Annotated in this window: 18 protein-coding genes; 12 read left to right on the plus strand and 6 right to left on the minus strand. The window is 40.0% G+C overall.

What is annotated here, in order from left to right:
- Nucleotides 1-86: 86 nt before the first annotated feature.
- Complete coding sequence (locus DXC10_RS03165; RefSeq protein ID WP_101542273.1) at nt 87-1,097, minus strand: aspartate-semialdehyde dehydrogenase; 1,011 nt, start codon at nt 1,095-1,097, stop codon at nt 87-89.
- A gap of 148 nt (nt 1,098-1,245) precedes the next feature.
- Here DXC10_RS03165 and DXC10_RS03170 point away from each other — a divergent pair, with 148 nt between their 5' ends.
- From DXC10_RS03170 to DXC10_RS03180, 3 genes are all read left to right on the plus strand, one after another.
- Nucleotides 1,246-3,375 carry a cation:proton antiporter gene (locus DXC10_RS03170; RefSeq protein ID WP_117737311.1) on the plus strand — a complete coding sequence of 710 codons (2,130 nt, stop codon included), beginning with the start codon at nt 1,246-1,248 and terminating at the stop codon, nt 3,373-3,375.
- Nucleotides 3,375-4,085 (plus strand): ThiF family adenylyltransferase, encoded by a 711-nt coding sequence (locus DXC10_RS03175; RefSeq protein WP_101542275.1) that lies wholly within the window; start codon nt 3,375-3,377, stop codon nt 4,083-4,085. The genes DXC10_RS03170 and DXC10_RS03175 overlap by 1 nt, the downstream gene beginning before the upstream one ends.
- A 63-nt stretch (nt 4,086-4,148) precedes the next feature.
- Nucleotides 4,149-4,835 (plus strand): ABC transporter ATP-binding protein, encoded by a 687-nt coding sequence (locus DXC10_RS03180; protein WP_117737312.1) that lies wholly within the window; start codon nt 4,149-4,151, stop codon nt 4,833-4,835.
- Here the strand turns inward: DXC10_RS03180 and DXC10_RS03185 are convergent.
- Nucleotides 4,810-5,760: a helix-hairpin-helix domain-containing protein gene (locus DXC10_RS03185; protein WP_101542277.1), complete on the minus strand. Its 951-nt coding sequence runs from the start codon at nt 5,758-5,760 to the stop codon at nt 4,810-4,812. The genes DXC10_RS03180 and DXC10_RS03185 overlap by 26 nt on opposite strands.
- A gap of 7 nt (nt 5,761-5,767) precedes the next feature.
- Entirely contained in the window at nt 5,768-7,135 is a 1,368-nt protein-coding gene (locus tag DXC10_RS03190) for a sodium-dependent transporter (protein WP_117737313.1), read from the minus strand.
- Between the two features lie 103 nt (nt 7,136-7,238).
- Here DXC10_RS03190 and DXC10_RS03195 point away from each other — a divergent pair, with 103 nt between their 5' ends.
- The 5 genes from DXC10_RS03195 (at nt 7,239) to DXC10_RS03215 (ending at nt 9,230) form a co-directional block, all read left to right on the plus strand.
- Nucleotides 7,239-7,643 (plus strand): hypothetical protein, encoded by a 405-nt coding sequence (locus DXC10_RS03195; protein WP_117737314.1) that lies wholly within the window; start codon nt 7,239-7,241, stop codon nt 7,641-7,643.
- 103 nt (nt 7,644-7,746) lie between these two features.
- The gene (locus DXC10_RS03200; protein WP_117737315.1) at nt 7,747-8,139 is read left to right on the plus strand and encodes a helix-turn-helix domain-containing protein; all 393 of its coding nucleotides are present in this window, start codon (nt 7,747-7,749) and stop codon (nt 8,137-8,139) included.
- Between the two features lie 167 nt (nt 8,140-8,306).
- Nucleotides 8,307-8,594, plus strand: a complete 288-nt coding sequence (locus tag DXC10_RS03205) for a hypothetical protein (protein WP_101542281.1) — start codon at nt 8,307-8,309, stop codon at nt 8,592-8,594.
- Between the two features lie 13 nt (nt 8,595-8,607).
- The gene (locus tag DXC10_RS16680; protein ID WP_101542282.1) at nt 8,608-8,769 is read left to right on the plus strand and encodes a DUF1573 domain-containing protein; all 162 of its coding nucleotides are present in this window, start codon (nt 8,608-8,610) and stop codon (nt 8,767-8,769) included.
- Nucleotides 8,770-8,903: 134 nt separating this feature from the next.
- The gene (locus DXC10_RS03215; protein ID WP_117737317.1) at nt 8,904-9,230 is read left to right on the plus strand and encodes a hypothetical protein; all 327 of its coding nucleotides are present in this window, start codon (nt 8,904-8,906) and stop codon (nt 9,228-9,230) included.
- 20 nt (nt 9,231-9,250) lie between these two features.
- On the opposite strand, the gene murF is transcribed toward DXC10_RS03215, so the two are convergent.
- Complete coding sequence (murF, locus tag DXC10_RS03220) at nt 9,251-10,549, minus strand: UDP-N-acetylmuramoyl-tripeptide--D-alanyl-D-alanine ligase (RefSeq protein ID WP_117737318.1); 1,299 nt, start codon at nt 10,547-10,549, stop codon at nt 9,251-9,253.
- Between the two features lie 117 nt (nt 10,550-10,666).
- On the minus strand, nt 10,667-12,616 hold the full coding sequence (locus tag DXC10_RS03225; protein ID WP_233519857.1) for a HAMP domain-containing sensor histidine kinase: 1,950 nt from the start codon (nt 12,614-12,616) through the stop codon (nt 10,667-10,669).
- A 182-nt stretch (nt 12,617-12,798) separates the two neighbouring features.
- Here DXC10_RS03225 and folP point away from each other — a divergent pair, with 182 nt between their 5' ends.
- From folP to DXC10_RS03245, 4 genes are all read left to right on the plus strand, one after another.
- A complete protein-coding gene (gene folP / locus DXC10_RS03230; RefSeq protein ID WP_117737319.1) occupies nt 12,799-13,665 on the plus strand; it encodes a dihydropteroate synthase in 867 nt (288 codons plus the stop codon).
- A gap of 50 nt (nt 13,666-13,715) precedes the next feature.
- Complete coding sequence (gene cdaA / locus DXC10_RS03235) at nt 13,716-14,480, plus strand: diadenylate cyclase CdaA (RefSeq protein ID WP_101542287.1); 765 nt, start codon at nt 13,716-13,718, stop codon at nt 14,478-14,480.
- Nucleotides 14,481-14,558: 78 nt separating this feature from the next.
- Entirely contained in the window at nt 14,559-16,097 is a 1,539-nt protein-coding gene (locus DXC10_RS03240) for a TldD/PmbA family protein (protein WP_117737320.1), read from the plus strand.
- Nucleotides 16,098-16,179: 82 nt separating this feature from the next.
- Nucleotides 16,180-17,499, plus strand: a complete 1,320-nt coding sequence (locus DXC10_RS03245; RefSeq protein WP_101542289.1) for a TldD/PmbA family protein — start codon at nt 16,180-16,182, stop codon at nt 17,497-17,499.
- 5 nt (nt 17,500-17,504) lie between these two features.
- Here DXC10_RS03245 and DXC10_RS03250 read toward each other — a convergent pair whose 3' ends face one another.
- Nucleotides 17,505-18,524 carry a GNAT family N-acetyltransferase gene (locus DXC10_RS03250; protein WP_101542290.1) on the minus strand — a complete coding sequence of 340 codons (1,020 nt, stop codon included), beginning with the start codon at nt 18,522-18,524 and terminating at the stop codon, nt 17,505-17,507.
- Nucleotides 18,525-18,536 lie beyond the last annotated feature (12 nt).

The following is an 18,536-nucleotide window of genomic DNA, read 5'->3' on the forward strand; positions in this document are numbered from 1 at the left end:
GAAGATCAAAAAATAATAAAAAAGTGTCCAAACAGATTTTTGTTATCATTCTCTGTCTGGACATATTTTTATTTAGTTAACATAACTTATCCAAGTGCATTTTCCTTAATCAGGTATTCTGCAATCTGTACGGCGTTCAGTGCGGCCCCCTTTTTGATTTGGTCACCCACAATCCAGAAGGTCAATCCGTTTTCATTGGTAAGATCTTTACGGATACGGCCCACATAAACAGGATCTTTTCCAGCAAGGAATAGAGGCATCGGATATTCTTTTTCAGCAGGATTGTCCATTAATACCAGCCCTTCACCATTTGCAAAAGCTTCACGAGCTTCCTCCAAAGAAATAGGACGTTCGGTCTCTACCCAGATACTTTCGGAGTGAGAACGGAGAGCAGGAACACGGACACAAGTAGCGCTGACTTTGATGTCGGAGTGCATAATTTTACGTGTTTCGTTAAACATCTTCATTTCTTCTTTGGTATATCCATTCTCTGTGAAAACGTCAATCTGAGGAATTAGATTGAATGCTAATTGATAAGCAAATTTTTCAACTTTGACCGATTCTCCTGCCAATACTTGACGATATTGTTCGTATAATTCGTCCATTGCAGCTGCACCAGCACCACTGGCAGCCTGATAGGTGGAGACATGTACAGTCTTTATATGCGAAAGCTGTTCGATGGCTTTCAGCGCTACCACCATTTGGATGGTAGTACAGTTAGGATTGGCAACGATGCCACGCGGACGATCTTTGGCGTCAGCGGCATTCATTTCGGGGACAACCAAAGGCACATCGGTATCCATACGGAAAGCGCTGGAATTGTCAATCATTACAGCTCCGTATTTGGTAATGGTTTCGGCAAACTCTTTAGAGGTACCTGCGCCTGCGGAAGTGAAAGCGATATCAACCCCTTTAAAGTCATCGTTGTGTTGCAAGAGTTTTACCTCGATCTGTTTACCGCGGAAAGTATATTTAGTTCCGGCACTGCGTTTAGAACCAAACAATACTAATTCATCCAACGGGAAATTCCTTTCATCGAGCACTCGCAGGAATTCTTGCCCCACGGCTCCGCTTGCTCCAACAATAGCTACTTTCATTTTTCTTTTGCTTTTAATAAGTTTATAAAAAGATTAATCTCTAAAAAGATAGATTTGGTTGCAAATTTATAACAAATAGCTGTATGACACCGCATAAAGTGAAAACTTTTTCGTTATTTTGCAGTTAAAACCTAAAACTTGCAGTATTATGGATTGGTTCGACCTTAGTTTAAAACTTCCTATTACCGACCCTACATGGATATTTCTCCTTGTACTCCTCATCATATTATTTGCTCCCATATTGTTGAATAAACTTCGTATTCCGCATATTATCGGAATGATTTTAGCCGGTTTAGTTATTGGCGAACATGGTTTCAATATATTGGTGCGGGATAGTAGTTTCCAGTTGTTTGGCAAAGTAGGACTCTATTATATCATGTTTCTGGCTGGATTGGAAATGAATATGGGAGACTTTAAGAAAAATCGGGGAAAAGCTGTTATGTTAGGTTTACTGGCTTTTATAATTCCGATAGGTATAGGGATGGTCACCAACATGATGATTTTGAAATATAGTCTGGTTACGTCGATCTTGTTAGCAAGTATGTATGCATCTCATACATTGGTGGCCTATCCAATCGTTATCCGTTACGGTGTGTCCCGTCATCGTAGTGTAAGTATTGCGGTGGGTGGTACGGCTGTTACTGATACTCTTACTTTGTTGGTATTGGCAGTGGTTGGTGGTTTGTTCAAGGGCGAATCCGGTGGCTTGTTCTGGCTTTGGCTGGTAATCAAGGTGGTATTTCTAGGAACACTTATCATGTACTCTTTTCCACGTATTGGACGATGGTTTTTCAGAAGATATGACGACAATGTGATGCAGTTCATTTTTGTACTTGCCATGGTTTTTCTCGGAGCAGGATTGATGGAGTTTGTGGGAATGGAAGGTATTCTGGGGGCTTTCCTTGCCGGACTGGTATTGAATCGCCTTATTCCTCATGTTTCTCCGTTGATGAACCATCTGGAGTTTGTGGGTAATGCGCTTTTTATCCCTTATTTCCTGATTGGCGTAGGGATGTTGATTGATGTTCATGTTATATTCGGGCATGGTGATGCGTTGAAAGTGGCGGCTGTCATGATAACGGTAGCATTGATTGGAAAATGGATTGCATCTTGGTTGACACAGAAAATTTATAAGATGGCGGCTATTGAACGGGAGTTGATGTTTGGTCTGAGTAATGCGCAGGCAGCCGCTACATTGGCGGCTGTGTTGGTGGGTTATAATATTATTCTACCGGGTGGAGAACGCTTGCTGAATGAAGATGTATTGAATGGGACAGTCTTACTTATTCTCGTAACTTGTATTGTGAGTTCGTTCACAACAGAACGTGCTGCTCGTAAAATTGCCATGTGTGAGGCACATCTGGAAGAAGAACGTACGGTAGAAGCGGAAAGAATATTAATTCCTGTAGCCAATCCGGAGACTATTGAATATTTGGTAAACTTGTCTCTGTTGATACGTGATCCTAAACAGAAAGATAACTTACTCGCTCTGAATGTAATCAATGATAATAACACCTCTGAAGGATCCGAGTTACGTGGAAAGAGATATTTGGAAAAAGCTGCCATGATTACGGCTTCGGCAGATGTTTCTTTACGGCAGATTACGCGATATGATTTGAATATTGCATCAGGTATTATCCATACCGCAAAAGAAAATGAAGTGACAGATGTCATTATCGGTTTGCACCGCAAGGTGAATATTGTGGATTCATTCTTTGGTATGCTCGCCGAAAATCTGTTGAAGGGGTTACACCGTGAAGTGATGATTGCCAAGTTCCTTATCCCGATTAATACTTTAAGGCGTATTATTATTGCTGTGCCCCCTAAAGCTGAATACGAAGCCGGTTTCCAGAAATGGGTGGAACATTTCTGCCGGATGGGAGGAATATTGGGTTGCCGGGTACATTTTTTTGCGAATGAGGAGACTACTTTTTATCTGCAAGCGTTAGTAAAGAAGAAATATGGACAGACTCTGACTGACTTTTCTCGTCTGGACGATTGGGGTGATTTACTGATTCTGACCGGTCAGGTAAACTACGATCATTTGCTAGTGGTAATCAGTGCACGTAGAGGGGCAATTTCTTATGATAGTTCTTTTGAAAAACTGCCAGCTCAGTTAAGTAAGTATTTTTCTAACAATAGTCTGATTGTACTTTATCCCGACCAATTGGGAGAGCCTCAGGAGACTCTTTCTTTCTCTAATCCCCGAGGAAGTAACGAATCGCAGCACTACGAGAAAGTAGGGAATTGGTTTTATAAATGGTTTAAGAAAAATTAATGGATGATTGGAAACAAAGGACACAGATCCTATTAGGACGTGAAAAGATGGAACGTCTGTGTCGGGCACACGTATTGGTCGTAGGTTTGGGAGGAGTAGGAGCTTATGCTGCCGAAATGATATGCCGTGCAGGTGTCGGAAGAATGACTATTGTAGACGTCGATACAGTGCAACCTACCAATATAAATCGTCAGTTACCGGCTCTACACTCTACAGTGGGTAAGAAGAAAGTAGAAATATTGGAAGCGCGTTTCAAGGACATTAATCCGGAATTGGAACTGACTGTATTATCTATCTTTTTAAAAGATGAAAATATACCTGAACTACTTGATGCCGAGAAGTATGATTTTATTGTAGATGCGATTGATACGCTTTCTCCGAAATGTTATCTGATAACTGAAGCTATGAAGCGACATCTAAAAATAGTATCGAGCATGGGTGCAGGAGCTAAAAGTGATATTACTCAGGTACGTTTTGCTGATATATGGGATACCTATCATTGTGGACTAAGTAAAGCCGTCCGTAAGCGTTTGCAGAAGATGGGGATGAAGCGGAAACTTCCGGTCGTTTTCAGTACCGAACAGGCTGATCCGAATGCAGTTTTGCTGACGGAAGACGAGTTGAACAAGAAGTCCACTTGTGGAACAGTAAGCTATATGCCGGCTGTTTTTGGTTGTTATTTAGCTGAATATGTGATTAAAAGATTGTAGTAATAGTACTTCGGGAAAACTGTTAAATAGTAGATTGTAAATCATCAAATAGTAAATAATCCAGTGATACACTTAGAGAATATAACCAAGAGTTTCGGTAATTTGCAAGTACTGCGAGGTATCGATATGGAAGTAAAAAAAGGAGAGATTGTCAGTATTGTAGGCCCTAGTGGGGCGGGTAAGACTACTTTATTACAGATAATGGGTACTTTGGATATGCCGGATAGTGGTTTGGTTACGATTGACAGCACTCCAGTTAACCAGATGAAGGAAAGAGAGCTCTCCGCATTTCGTAATCAGCATATCGGTTTTGTTTTTCAGTTCCATCAGTTACTGCCAGAATTTACAGCTTTGGAGAATATCATGATACCTGCTTTCATTGCCGGGAAAGGTCAACAAGAGGCAAAAAATGCCGCTACGGAAATTCTTGAATTTATGGGACTTGCCGAGCGTGCATCACATAAGCCGAATGAACTTTCGGGGGGAGAGAAACAACGTGTGGCTGTTGCTCGTGCACTTATCAATCATCCTGCGGTAGTGTTGGCTGATGAACCTTCAGGTAGTTTGGATTCGCATAATAAAGAAGAACTTCATCAACTTTTTTTTGATTTACGTAGCCGTTTCGGACAGACATTCGTTATTGTAACCCACGATGAAGGTTTGGCCCAAATTACAGATCGTACGATACATCTGAAGGATGGTGCAGTGTGTGATGAGTCATCTACTACTCAAAGCAGACGTAATGGCTGATTTTTTCTAAATCGTCCTTTGTAAACTCCTCGTAAAGTGTAAACGGTTTCAGATTGTGGAGTGTGCCTTTTTTCTTACGATATTCTACAAAAGCTTTTGCCTGATAAAAGTTGATATAAGGATGATTACGTAAGCGTTCCACCCCACTATGGTTTATATTTATCAGACGAATGTCTTTATCTTGGATATAGAACCAATTCTCCAATTGATGGTAGTTTAGATTTATATCTTGTAATTGTTCAATGCAGTAGAAACCACCTAAACTTCGGCGATAACCAGTAATTAACCGGGCGATACCACTACCTATTCCCGGTATCTTTTTCAGCTCGGTAGTGTCAGCGAGATTTAGGTTGATAACAGTACCGGCAGGATATTTGTAGGGTGTTTCGCGTAAAACTTTGGTACTGTCTTTTGTTATTGAAACATTATATAACTGTACCGTCTTTCTCGTTGTATCTTCCGGTGCTATATAGAGATAGGGTAGGAGATATCCATATTGTTCTTTGGTTAAACCATATATCTTTTTGAAATCTTCCGCTTTACGGAATTTACCTCCTTTGCTCCGGTATCGTAAAATGTTCCTGACCATCCATCCGGGTAAACCCAGTTTCCGGAAAGTGGCAGAGTCTGCCGTATTGGGGTTGAAGGGTTTCAAAACAATTTCTGAGGATGGATTGATAGGATATCGGGACGGATGATATTCCCGCTTATTATCTTTTTCTTTTACAGAGGCAATAAAGCTTTCATATTCTTCTACCGCAGAGAGTTGTAACTGTGTTTCTTCATCGGAAAGTGCCGTATGTTCCCGCAAGAAAGTATAAATATATCCGGTGAGAAAGACTAGGATGATACCTGTTATAAGTACTAAAATACCTTGCTTTTCTCTTCGGGAGAAGTATGAGAAATCTTTTAGAGGGTTTTTCATTATCTTTTTATTTCAGCAAGCCTAGCTCATTGATAAAGATGATTGCGATACATACAGGTGCTACAAACTTTAATATAACAATCAGGAGTTTATAGAAGGGTACCCTCAGTGTTCCGTTATTGCTCACCTCTTCCCGGATAATTTTCTTGTCCAGATACCATCCTGTGAAAATACAGATAAAGAAACCTCCCATCGGTAACATTATTTTGGCCGTGACAAAGTCGAACAGATCGAATAGATTCATTCCGAAAACCGTATAATCTTTTCCTATTCCTAACGACAGTGAACAGAAGACTCCTAAAAATATGCAGCCGGCAGTAACTAATTTAGCTGCCTTTCCTCGTGTAAAGTTGAATTCTTCATGCAGATAAGCTGTTACTACCTCGTGTAATGAAATGGTTGAGGTAAGCGCTGCCAGTGCTAATAGAATATAGAACATCAGCGAAAGAGTGATTGCGAGCCAAGGCAAACCACCGAAGGCTTGTTGAAATACATTAGGCAAGGTAATAAACAGTAGGCTGGGACCTGCATCGGGCTTGATACCTACGGAGAATGCGGCGGGGAAAATGATAAATCCTGCCAAAATAGCTACCATTGTGTCAATACCGGCTACATTGAACGCTGTTCTGGATAAATTGGTATCGGTCCTGAAATAAGACGCGTATGTGCAAAGACACCCCATCCCCAGGCTAAGAGAGAAAAAAGCCTGCCCCATAGCTCCCAACAATACATTACCGTCTACCTTACTGAAATCCGGTTTCAAAAGAAATTCGATACCTGCACTTGCCCCTGGTAGGGAAACAGAACAGATAGCAAGAACAATCAACAAGATAAACAATACCGGCATCATGATCTTTGCTGATTTCTCAATACCTTTTTCCACTCCTTTCACAATAATAAAATGAGTGGCCAGCAAGAATAAAACCAACCAGATTACCGGACGCCAAGGATTACTGACGAAACTGTCGAAGGAACTGATAAATTCCGTTGCCGATTTTCCGGCAAAGCTGTTGGTGGCAGCTTCTCCTATGAATTCAAGCGTCCAACCTGCCACTACGGAGTAATAACCCAATATGAGAAATCCTGCCAGTACACCCATGCGTCCTATCCATTTCCAATGGGTACTGGGGGCAAGTTTCTGATAAGCACCGGCTGTGTTCGCACGGGAACGGCGTCCGATGAGAAACTCGGCTATCATAATGGGAGTGCCGAGAATAAGTACGCAGAGAAGGTATATCAGGATAAAAGCAGCGCCACCGTGGTTACCTGTTTCAAATGGAAATCTCCAGATGTTACCCAAACCAACCGCGGAACCTGCTGATGCAAGAATTACTCCTAGTTTGCTTCCAAAGTTGGCTCTGTCATTTTTTGTCATAAAACGTAGCTTTTTCTTTCAATTCGTTATTAATACTTACTTAAACGTGCAAATATAGAAAATACTCTATATATTTGTATACGATTTGATTATAATTTGAGTTATGCTATATTATATTAAGAAATATCCCGTATCGCTTGTCATCATCCTAACCGTGATCTATTTGTCATTTTTCAAACCTCCTACAACAGATTTGAATACGATCCCCAATCTTGACAAAGTGGCGCATATCTGCATGTACTTCGGGCTTTCCGGTATGCTTTGGCTGGAATTCTTGCGGGCACATAAAAGGGATCATGTACCTCTGTGGCATGCATGGATCGGTGCGTTTTTTTGTCCGGTGATATTCAGTGGAATCGTTGAACTTTTGCAAGAATATTGTACCACCTATCGTGGCGGTGATTGGCTGGACTTTGCAGCCAATAGTACGGGGGCTATACTGGCATCATTGATTGGCTATTGCATCCTGCGGCCAAGGATGCTGAAAAACGCAAAAAATAAAGCATAGGATCTGCTTTGATACAAAACTAATAGATATTGAGATATAAATACAACCTTGTCGGGAGCAATACAGCTATCTTTGGGATATTGAAAACCTAAGAATCTGTATTATGGGTGTATTGGAAAATTTATCAAATGTATATTTAAAGATTTTCTCATCGTTGGCAGGTGTGCCTGATGAGGGTTTTTCTATCGGAAGTTATTATTTCTCAGTACGAAAACATGTCTTAACATTAAAAGGATTAAAAGGAAAAGAGATACACTGTACTCATCAAGATGGTTTATTATTAATTGCTTTTATGAAATCTGTGGATAGATTTCTTTCCCATAAAGATATAGCGGAGGTCTGTTCATGGCCTTTGGAGGCTTGTGGGCTTAATGAACGTCGCAGGACAGCCATATCGCAGTTGAGGAAATTATTTGTGGATTGTTCGGTGGAAATAATATCTGTAAGGAACAGAGGTGGATATCAATTGGTTATTATAGAAGATGAAAAAAAATAATCATGATTTTCTCACGTTTTTCTCACGTTTTATATACAAATATTTTTCATTGTATTTTTTATATTTATAAAATATATAAACATTAAATTATACTACAAATAAGAAAACTATTTTTTGCAACTATTATGTTTTTTGTAATAGTTATCGTGTTCAGTACTTATAGTAAGATGAGTGAAACTAGTAGATTACCAGAGTTGTCATTGATGAATTTAGATGCATTGGCTGGTCTTGAATATGAGGATCTCTGCGTCGAGTGGGCTACTAAAACATGTTATAAAGAGTTTAGTAATGAAAATGATCCAAATGTCTATTATGCAACTTGTTCGGGTTCTCCAACAGTCGTAGGTGGTATGTTAGAGTGTGGCGCAGTAATAGGACGTAAACCCAAATATCCTTTTTCAGGAGAAAAATGTTTAGAATGTGTTCGTACTGCAGGTGGAGATGAAGTAGGTTGAAAAATATCATAAAATGCAAAAAAATATTTATATAAAATTTGTTGTTTTCATAGTATTGGTTTTAAACATTTCATACCAATCGGAAAGAAGTGGATATTTTGAAAAAACAATAACAGTGTATTGTAATACAGTACTATCTCCTATTATGATAAGAATAAGAGGCAAATCTAAGTAAGTTTGGATTGTATGAAGATAATGGAGGTAAAAAATAGAACCTATAAAGATACCTTGGTACAAAATAAATGGTAACCTGTAAAGATTGAGACGGATACGATATTATTACGTGAAGAGTTAGAAAAACTAAAGGCGGTGAATGATGATGATTGGGTCAGTTTCTATAAGAATATAAGGAAAGGTAGTGAGGTAGTACTTGATTATGGAAAGTCGGTAACCATTTCAAGCTTGGTATATATTCCGAGAAATGATGATAATTACGTACGTATGGGTGATACTTATGAATTACTTTATCATGATGGGCAAAGGGGATGGAGGACACTTGGCTGGCAAAAAGCTGTCTCTTCCTCGCTGATGTATGAGAACGTACCGGATAATGCTTTGTTATGGTTGAGAAATCATACCCGGGGCAAGGAAGAAAGAGCTTTTTATTATGAACATGGCAAACAGATATTTCCTTAAAAGTTATATGTCGGGATATCTTATAGATATTCTACTACGGTACTGAGCTTTATTCCGTTCGATCCTTTGATAAGAATAGTCTTCCCGTTGGGCTTTTCCCTTTGTATCTCTGCTATTAATGCGGGGGCATCGGGGTATGTTTTAAAAGCATGATGAGTAGCTCCAAATAACTCACCAACCAGAATAACTTCTTCAAAGTTACATTCGGTCAAGAAATCTACTATTTTCTGATGTTCTTCTGTGCTGTCTTTCCCCAGTTCGCGCATATCTCCCAAGATCAGCATCTTGTGTTCGGCCTGCATATTGTGGAAGTTGATGATGGATGCCATCATGCTGGTTGGATTGGCGTTGTAGGCATCGATGATCAAAGTATTGTCTGCTGTCTTTTTCAATTGTGAGCGATTGTTTTGCGGTGTGTATTCACGTAGCGCCTTATCAATCTTAGCAGACTCCACCTCAAAGAAATGTCCGATGGTAACTGCGGCAAGCGCATTGGGAAAGTTATATTCACCGATAAGTTGCGTCTGTATTTCGTGAAGTTCACCTTCTTTTCCGGCTTTCCATTCAAAAGTCAGATAAGGAGAATTTCCTGTGACGTGCCCATTGATGTATAGCCCGTCTTCGTTTCCATAGGGTAACTGGTCTAATCCCCGTGCCATTTCCCTCAGATAGTGATTGTCGTGGTGGATGAATATAATCGAGTTCTTCCGTTGACGCAGGAAGTCGTATAGCTCCCCTTTGGTCTTGATGACACCTTCGAATGAGCCGAAACCTTCCAAGTGGGCTTTTCCTACATTGGTGATGATACCATAATCGGGTTCGGCTATTTCTACCAACTCTTTGATGTCTCCGGGATGGCTTGCACCCATTTCTACTACACCAAGGTCATGTTCAGCTTTCAGGCGAAGTAAAGTAAGAGGTACACCGATTGGATTGTTCAGGTTCCCTTGTGTGAACAGCACGTTGTAGGTCTGCGAAAGAACGGTGGATATCAACTCTTTAGTAGTCGTTTTCCCGTTGGTGCCGGTGATACCTATAATACGGGTCCCAAGTTGCCGACGATGATAATTGGCCAGTTGTTGCAAGGTGTGTAGGCAATTGTCCACTAATATATAATGTGTATGTCCTGTCGGCACATATTCAGCTTCGTCCACAATAACATAAACACTTCCTGCCTCCAGCGCTTTCGCGGCAAAAACATTTCCATTGAATGTTTCACCCTTCAGGGCGATAAATAGTGAGCCTTCGGGACAATTACGGCTATCGGTTGTGACACAGGTACATTTCAGGAATATCTGATAAATAGATGCTATATCCATGATCTTTTATTGTTTTCAATTCGTTTAAAGTTTGACAAAGATATAGTTTTTAATTCATTAATAAGGTAGTATCTCTCGGTGATAATTTATCTTTTTAATTCCAATTAAAAAGATTGATTATTTCAATGGTAGACGAAGCAAGAAACGGCAACCTTCGGTGTAGTCCGGATCAAGAACCAGACTTCCACCCATTTTCTCGGCGCAGATTCGACCGATGGGAAGCCCTAAACCGGTACCTTGTACAAAGGTATCTATTTTACTGAAACGCTCAAACACAAACTGTTGTTTGTCAGCAGGTATACCGATGCCTGTATCAGTAACACTAAAAGTAATGTATTTGTGTTCACTATCCGTGTGCCAAGCAAGAGTAATACTACCTTTGTGAGTAAATTTGGCAGCATTTTTCAGCAGGTGGAGTAGAATTTGAGACAGGCGTTTGGTGTTGGTGTGCATATAAAATTCCTCCTGTTTATTCTGTAAACATAGACTGACTTCCGGAATAATATGTGAGGTTGTTTTAGTGATACATTCCCTGCATAATGCCGCTATGTTTACCACTTCAGTGGTGGAAATCTCTGTACCACTGTCAAGGCTTGAGATATCTAGTACATCGTCTATCAGTTGAAGCAGATTATTACTTCCCTGTTCGATGATACTGGCATATTCTTGGGTTTCTTCATCTGTTTTATGTATAGCACTAAGTACTTGTGAAAATCCTACGATAGAATTCAGAGGAGTACGTATTTCGTGGCTCATATTTTGGATAAACTCGGTTTTCATCATACTGGCCTTTTCAGCCTGTTCTTTAGCATGAATTAATTCAAGTTCGGAATCAAGCAATTCTTTGTTTTTAGCAGATAGTTGCTTTTGCGAGAGTCGTAATTTACTATTAAGCAGATGCTCACGATAGAAAATGATGCTACTGAGAATAAGTAGGATAATCAGGAAAATGATGATACGTTGTTTGTTCTGTAAATCGCGTCGTTGAATTTCTTGTTGTAGTTCACTCTTCTCTACGTTCAAGCGCTCTACTCCTAGCATGGCTGCAAATTCGCCTGTTGCGATATCAGCATTGACTATATTCAGTGAATCGATATATTGAATATACCTTTGATAGTATTGTATGGCTTGTGATAGATTACCTGTTTTGTTATGAATGAATGCCATTGTTTGAATTTCTTTCGGGTTGGTTGCTAATGTGGGATATTTCTTCATGATATATTCCTGAGTAACCAATGCTTTGGTATATTGTTGTGTCTCTAAATAGAAATCCCGCTCTTTTTGATAGTAGGTATACCCGATTTTAGAGATTTCTTTTTGAGTATTCATTAACTGTTTGGCTTTTTGTAGATATTCTTTGGCCTGGGGTATATTATGGGTCGTCAAGTAATAATCGAAATATCTCAGATAAAAAGAGAATTCTTGTGTGTTACTGAATAAATGGTTCTCTGCCTTTTTTAAGATGTTTTCTGCTTTATCCAATTGTCTCAAGTCACAATAATATGAAGCTAAGATTGTATAAATGTTTCCCAGATTATAGGTGTCAATATTATATTTCAGGATAATTTCTATTTCTTTTTCTCTATTTTCAGCAGCAAGTCTGGACAACCCTTTGGCTTGATAGATAGAGCTTAATATGTTATAACCATTAGCTATTCCTGCAGGATACTTTTCCTGTTCTGCCTCTTTCATCATTCGGTCGGCTTCATAGAGGGCTATGTTATATTGTTGGTTTTTGATATAATAATTGATAAGTCTCTTACTCCAGGCAAAGTAATAATATTTGGGCTGATTTGTTTTTCTGGCAAACTTTTTTACAATATTTACGTAATGGAATATAGAATCTTTATTAGTTCCTTGAAAATAGTAGTAATCCAACTTGGTACATAAAGCTACCGCTTGCATTCGTAAGTCTTTCTTCTCGCCGGACATATGAAACAAGGTATCGGTCATTTGTAGTACAATGGGAGAGGTCGTTTCAGCTTTACAGCTAAGATAATAGGTATATAGTACACTGTCAACATTATAGACTAGACTTGCATCTTTTTGTTGTCCTTTGATCTGCATACTACATAATGTGAATAAAATGCACAAAATATAATATAGGATAATAGTAGGAGTATGTTTTTTGCTTATTTTCATAAACTATCTTTGTACATTCCGTGCAAAGATAGTTTAATTTTGGAACTTTATATCTCTGTGACAGCTTTTTTGTTTACATTTGCAAATGAGAAAAACCAGAATTATTCATGGAAACATTAAACCCCAAATATATAAATGTCAATGGCTTGTTACTGGACTTGTCTGTTCCCTGTGTAATGGGCATTCTTAATATAACTCCTGATTCTTTTTATGCCAGTAGTCGTATGCAGACAGAAGTCGAAATATCCCGACGGACGGAACAGATACTTGCAGAAGGTGCCGGTATTATTGACGTTGGTGCTTATTCTTCGCGCCCCAATGCTGAAAATGTGTCTCCTCAAGAAGAGATGGAGCGGCTACGTATGGGGCTGTCTGTGCTTCGTAGAGTTTGTCCCGATGCAGTTGTTTCGGTAGATACTTTCAGAGCTGATGTCGCCAGAATGTGTGTCGAAGAGTTTGGGGTGGCAATCATCAATGATATTGCTGCCGGAGAAATGGATACAGACATGTTCCGGACGGTTGCAGAGTTGAATGTGCCTTATATAATGATGCACATGCAAGGTACGCCACAAAATATGCAGAAGAACCCACATTATGGTAATCTGTTGAAAGAAGTATTTCTTTATTTTGCCCGTAAGGTGCAGCAATTACGTGATTTAGGAGTGAAAGATATCATATTGGATCCCGGTTTTGGCTTTGGTAAGACAGTAGAGCATAATTATGAATTGTTGTCCCATCTTGAAGAATTTCGTGTGTTTGAATTGCCTTTATTGGTTGGCGTCTCCCGTAAATCCATGATTTATCGTTTGTTGGGTACCACTCCTCAAGAAGCATTGAACGGTACTACCGTACTGGATACTATCTGTCTGATGAAAGGTGCCGATATTCTCCGTGTGCATGATGTAAAGGAGGCCGTGGAAACAGTGAAAATAGTAGAGGCGATGAGGAAAGAAAGAGAAAAGGTGATAGAGTGATAAACTGAGGTGAACTCAATTATAGATCGTCAAATCGTAAATTAATATATATGTTTTTTGAATTTGGAATAAAAGACTTTATAGATATTCTGTTGGTAGCTTTTCTGCTTTATTATACATATAAGCTGATGAAAGCATCCGGTTCCATCAATGTATTTACGGGTATCCTTGTGTTTATTTTGATTTGGCTGGTCGTTTCCCAGGTTTTGGAAATGAAACTGTTGGGATCTATTTTCGACAAATTAGTCAGTGTGGGAGTATTGGCGTTGATTATTTTGTTTCAGGACGAGATACGACGTTTTCTGCTTACGTTGGGTTCACACCAGCACGCTAGCGCCTTGGTACGTTTCTTTACGGGAAACAAGAAAGAGAAAATGGAGCACGAAGAGATAATGCCAGTGGTGATGGCATGTATCAGTATGGGGAAACAGAAGGTAGGCGCATTGATTGTTATCGAGCATAATATGCCTTTGGATGATGTAGTACGTACGGGTGAGGTTATTAATGCGGATATAAACCAACGGTTGATAGAGAATATCTTCTTTAAGAACAGCCCGTTGCACGATGGAGCAATGGTCATCAGCAAGAAACGGATTAAAGCAGCCGGATGTATTTTGCCGGTATCTCATAATCTCGATATCCCGAAAGAACTGGGATTACGCCACCGGGCTGCTATGGGGATATCACAAGTGTCGGATGCGCACGCTATTATTGTGTCTGAAGAAACAGGCTCTATTTCCGTGGCATATAAAGGACAATTCTATCTGAGGCTGAATGCGGAGGAACTGGAAAGTTTGTTAACGAAAGAAGTTTAAACACTTTGTTTTTGGGGATGAAACGAAGGTTATCCTGTGTATAAACTGAGAATATTTAAATTATAATACTTGAGGAAAATGGATAGACGGAATTTTTTGCGGGCAGGAGGTCTGGCAGTATTGGGAACGCTTGCCATGCCATCGTTTGCTATGCCTGCGTCAGTTCGGGGAACTTTGGGAGGGAGCGACAATAAGTCTGCTTCCATTGCAGCTATGCATCATTTTGGTGTTACGGAAGCTGATTTAAAGAAAGTCATGACTACTGCTTTGGAAAAAGGGGGTGATTATGTAGATCTTTATTTTGAACATACCTTTAACAATGATGTGAGCCTGATGGATGGCAAAGTGAATAATTGCGGTGCCAACATTGATTTTGGTATGGGGGTACGTGTGCTGGCGGGAGACCAGAGCGGCTATGCTTATGTAGAAGGGGTTACCTTGGATGAGATGTTGCGCGCGGCGCGTACTGCTGCCCGTATCGCTTCCTCCGGCAAGGCAGGCAAACCTGTCGGGTTGACTGAGAAAAAAATCACGAAAAATCGCTATGCCATTGCTGAACCTTGGGAGGACGTAAGCGTGAAAGCTAAAATCCCTTATCTGGAGAAAATGAACGAAAAGATATTCGCTTTGGATAAGCGGGTAAGAAAAGTGCAGGCCTATCTGATGGATAGCACTTCACATGTTCTTTTTTGTAATTCAGAGGGTGTCACTTATTATGACTATCGTCCAATGGTGTCTTTGATAGCGGTATGTATCATGGAAGAAGATGGCAAGATGGAGAATAGTATGGCTTCCCGTTCTTATCGTAAAGGATTTGAGTTCCTGACGGATGATATTATAGAAGTAATAGCCCGTGAAGCAGTAGACAACACTGCTATCCTTTTTAAGGCCGTGAAACCCAAAGGTGGTGAAATGCCGGTTGTAATGGGGGCAGGTGGTTCGGGTATCTTGTTGCATGAAGCTATCGGTCACGCTTTTGAGGCTGACTTCAACCGTAAAAAGACCTCTATTTTCTGTAATCTCCTTGGTAAGAAAGTCTGTAACGAACATATCAATGTAGTGGATGACGGTACTATTCCTTTCAATCGTGGTTCAGTGAATTTCGACGATGAAGGGATAGAAGGACAAAAAACGTATATTGTGAAAGAAGGTATTCTCACTAGTTACTTGCACGATCGTATCAGTGCAAAACACTATGGAGTAGCTCCTACCGGGAACGGGCGCCGCGATACATTCCGTAACATGCCTATTCCGCGTATGCGTGCAACCTATATGGAAGCTGGAAATATGAAGGAAGAAGATATTATTTCTACTGTGAAGAATGGTATTTATGTGGACCAGTTCACCAATGGGCAGGTTCAGATTGGAGCCGGTGACTTTACATTCTTTGTAAAATCCGGTTACTTGATTGAAAATGGTAAGTTGACACAGCCTATTAAAGATATCAATATCATTGGTAACGGTCCGAAGGCTTTGGCAGATATTACTATGGTGGCGAACAATGATAAGATTGATAATGGTACATGGACTTGCGGTAAAGACGGGCAGGCTTGTCCGGTAACTTGCGGTATGCCGTCGGCATTAGTCAGCAAGTTGACTGTAGGAGGAGAAAGTTAAATATTAATGAATAATTGGTAATGAACACTTGAGAATACTTTTTTTATTATCAATTATCAATTTTCAATTTTCAATTAAAGACATGATTACAGATAATAATAAAAAACTGGCACAATGGGCAATGGATTATGCCTTGAAGAACGGTTGCCAGGCTGCAAAGTTGGTGTTGTATTCCAATTCAAATGCTTCGTTTGAATTGCGCGACGCTAAGATGGATAAATTACAGCAAGCCTCCGAAAGCGGATTGAGTATAAGTCTGTTTGTAGATGGCAGATTTGGCTCTTACTCTACCAATCGTCTGGATAAGAAGGAGCTTGAAGTTTTCATTGCGAATGGTATCGAGTCTACACGTTATCTGGCAGAAGATAATGCCAGAGTATTACCCGATCCCTCCCGATATTATAAAGGAGGTAAACCCGATTTGCAATTGTTTGATAATAAATTCTATACCGTAAATCCTGATGATAAAGTAGCTATTGCACGTGCGGCTGCCGAGGAAGTCTTGGGAAAGGATGAACGTATCATATCGGTAGCTAGTTCATATAGCGATGGTGAGAATGCCGCTTACCGTTTGACAAGTAATGGTTTTGAAGGTGAGTCCAAATCGACTTGGTTTTCGGTTTCTGCCGACATTGCGGTGAAAGGTGAAGGTGAAGCCCGCCCTTCTTCTTATTGGTATGATTCGGCTTTGTTCTATGATAAACTGATAAAGTCCGGTGTCGGAACAAAAGCATTGGAGCGTGTATTGAAGAAACTGGGACAAAAGAAGGTTGCTTCCGGTAAATATACCATGGTTGTTGATCCTATGAATTCGGGAAATATGCTTAGCCCGTTGTTGAGTGCTCTTTATGGGAGTAGCCTTCAGCAGAAAAATTCTTTTTTGCTTGATAAACTGAACACAAAAGTTGGTGCCGATATTTTGAATTTGATGGATGAACCGCATACCATTGGTGCCAATGGAGCACGCTATTTTGATAGTGAAGGTGTGGCAACCGAACGCCGTTCTATATTTGAGAGTGGTGTGTTGAAGACCTATTTCATTGATACCTATAATTCCAGGAAGATGGGGGTAGCACCTACTGTCAATTCACCTTCTTTGCTGGTATTGAAACCGGGTAGCAAAACTTTGGAAGCTTTGGTGGCGGATGTTCAAAAAGGTATTTTGGTTACCGGTTTCAATGGAGGCAACTGTAACAGTAGCTCCGGTGATTTTTCATACGGTATCGAAGGCTTCCTGATTGAAAACGGAAAATTGACTCAGCCGGTTAATGAAATGAATGTTACCGGTAATATGCTTACCCTTTGGGCTTCTTTAGTGGCGGTAGGTAATGATCCGCGTATGTCTTCATCATGGCGTATACCTTCTTTGGTATTCGAGGGAGTCGATTTCAGTGGACTTTAACAGAATTAGTTAAGCATCAGGCTCATATATGGGCGTGATGCTATGAATATTTTTTCGGTGAGTTCACCGATAGTGAGTGCCAGGTGGCTGCTGTGCAGACGCTTGGTACTATTCATACATTTGCCATTGCTCAGATAATAATGCCCGTTGTTGGCGCTTATCTGTTCATCTGTTAACAAAATGTTGAGCTCTAATTCAGGATGTATACTGGCATACAGTTGTAATATAGCTTTGGCATTAATGATACGTGCCATTCCCAAAGGGTGATTTTCCTTTTCTGCAACAGGAGGAGTCAGCACTTCAAGTGTTGAAATTTTTATTTCCTTACAGATACGTTGTAGTAGCCATGAACTTATTTCAGGAGTATCCGAAAGTAATTCTCCAATATGCCACCTTCCTTGATTGTCCGGATAGGCGATTGCTAAAGCAACGATAGAACCTTCATGGTTTAACGTAAAAACATGTCCACCGCTTAATTGTAAATCCGAAAGGATAACCCGAAAATCTGTTTCAGTGTGCTGGATGCAATAATCACGTTCTCTCAATTTCCGGTTAAAATAGTCATATACTTCATTTTTATATTTGTCGGTTATTTTTAGCACCGGAGTATTTTGAGGAGAAGTGATTTGGGGTACTTTGAAAAGGAATTTATTATAATTGAATACCGTTGCATAACCATTATGGGCATAATAATCGAATAACCAAGACTCAGCCGGAATTAATGTAGAGATAGCTACATTATTATGCAACATTCTGATAAAAGCTTGCGACAATAATTCCTGCATTACTCCCCGGTTGCGGTAATCGGGATGTGTACATGCTCCGGAAACATAAGCCGTATGGATTTCCGTTCCGCCAAAAGTCATGGGATAAGGTAACATTTGTAGGGCGGCAATTACATTATCACCACTTTCAATAGTGATGTTAACATTATTGTTGTAACGTAGGCGGAAATACATGTCAATGAATTCCTCACTATCGTTAAAGCATAGCTTCCACAAATTTTTTACTTTTTCCCGTATCATTTTGTTATTCTA

The sequence above is a fragment of the Bacteroides sp. OM08-11 genome, assembly GCF_003438665.1.
In the GTDB taxonomy this organism is placed as follows: Bacteria; Bacteroidota; Bacteroidia; order Bacteroidales; family Bacteroidaceae; genus Bacteroides; species Bacteroides cutis.

What these genes read in the sequence shown, in the direction of transcription:
- DXC10_RS03165 (WP_101542273.1), bottom strand. Translation starts at nt 1,097, where the DNA reads ATGAAAGTAGCTATTGTTGGAGCAAGCGGAGCCGTGGGGCAAGAATTC.
- DXC10_RS03170 (WP_117737311.1), top strand. Translation starts at nt 1,246, where the DNA reads ATGGATTGGTTCGACCTTAGTTTAAAACTTCCTATTACCGACCCTACA.
- DXC10_RS03175 (WP_101542275.1), top strand. Translation starts at nt 3,375, where the DNA reads ATGGATGATTGGAAACAAAGGACACAGATCCTATTAGGACGTGAAAAG.
- DXC10_RS03185 (WP_101542277.1), bottom strand. Translation starts at nt 5,760, where the DNA reads ATGAAAAACCCTCTAAAAGATTTCTCATACTTCTCCCGAAGAGAAAAG.
- DXC10_RS03190 (WP_117737313.1), bottom strand. Translation starts at nt 7,135, where the DNA reads ATGACAAAAAATGACAGAGCCAACTTTGGAAGCAAACTAGGAGTAATT.
- DXC10_RS03195 (WP_117737314.1), top strand. Translation starts at nt 7,239, where the DNA reads ATGCTATATTATATTAAGAAATATCCCGTATCGCTTGTCATCATCCTA.
- DXC10_RS03200 (WP_117737315.1), top strand. Translation starts at nt 7,747, where the DNA reads ATGGGTGTATTGGAAAATTTATCAAATGTATATTTAAAGATTTTCTCA.
- DXC10_RS03205 (WP_101542281.1), top strand. Translation starts at nt 8,307, where the DNA reads ATGAGTGAAACTAGTAGATTACCAGAGTTGTCATTGATGAATTTAGAT.
- DXC10_RS16680 (WP_101542282.1), top strand. Translation starts at nt 8,608, where the DNA reads ATGCAAAAAAATATTTATATAAAATTTGTTGTTTTCATAGTATTGGTT.
- murF (WP_117737318.1), bottom strand. Translation starts at nt 10,549, where the DNA reads ATGGATATAGCATCTATTTATCAGATATTCCTGAAATGTACCTGTGTC.
- DXC10_RS03225 (WP_233519857.1), bottom strand. Translation starts at nt 12,616, where the DNA reads ATGCAGATCAAAGGACAACAAAAAGATGCAAGTCTAGTCTATAATGTT.
- folP (WP_117737319.1), top strand. Translation starts at nt 12,799, where the DNA reads ATGGAAACATTAAACCCCAAATATATAAATGTCAATGGCTTGTTACTG.
- cdaA (WP_101542287.1), top strand. Translation starts at nt 13,716, where the DNA reads ATGTTTTTTGAATTTGGAATAAAAGACTTTATAGATATTCTGTTGGTA.
- DXC10_RS03240 (WP_117737320.1), top strand. Translation starts at nt 14,559, where the DNA reads ATGGATAGACGGAATTTTTTGCGGGCAGGAGGTCTGGCAGTATTGGGA.
- DXC10_RS03245 (WP_101542289.1), top strand. Translation starts at nt 16,180, where the DNA reads ATGATTACAGATAATAATAAAAAACTGGCACAATGGGCAATGGATTAT.
- DXC10_RS03250 (WP_101542290.1), bottom strand. Translation starts at nt 18,524, where the DNA reads ATGATACGGGAAAAAGTAAAAAATTTGTGGAAGCTATGCTTTAACGAT.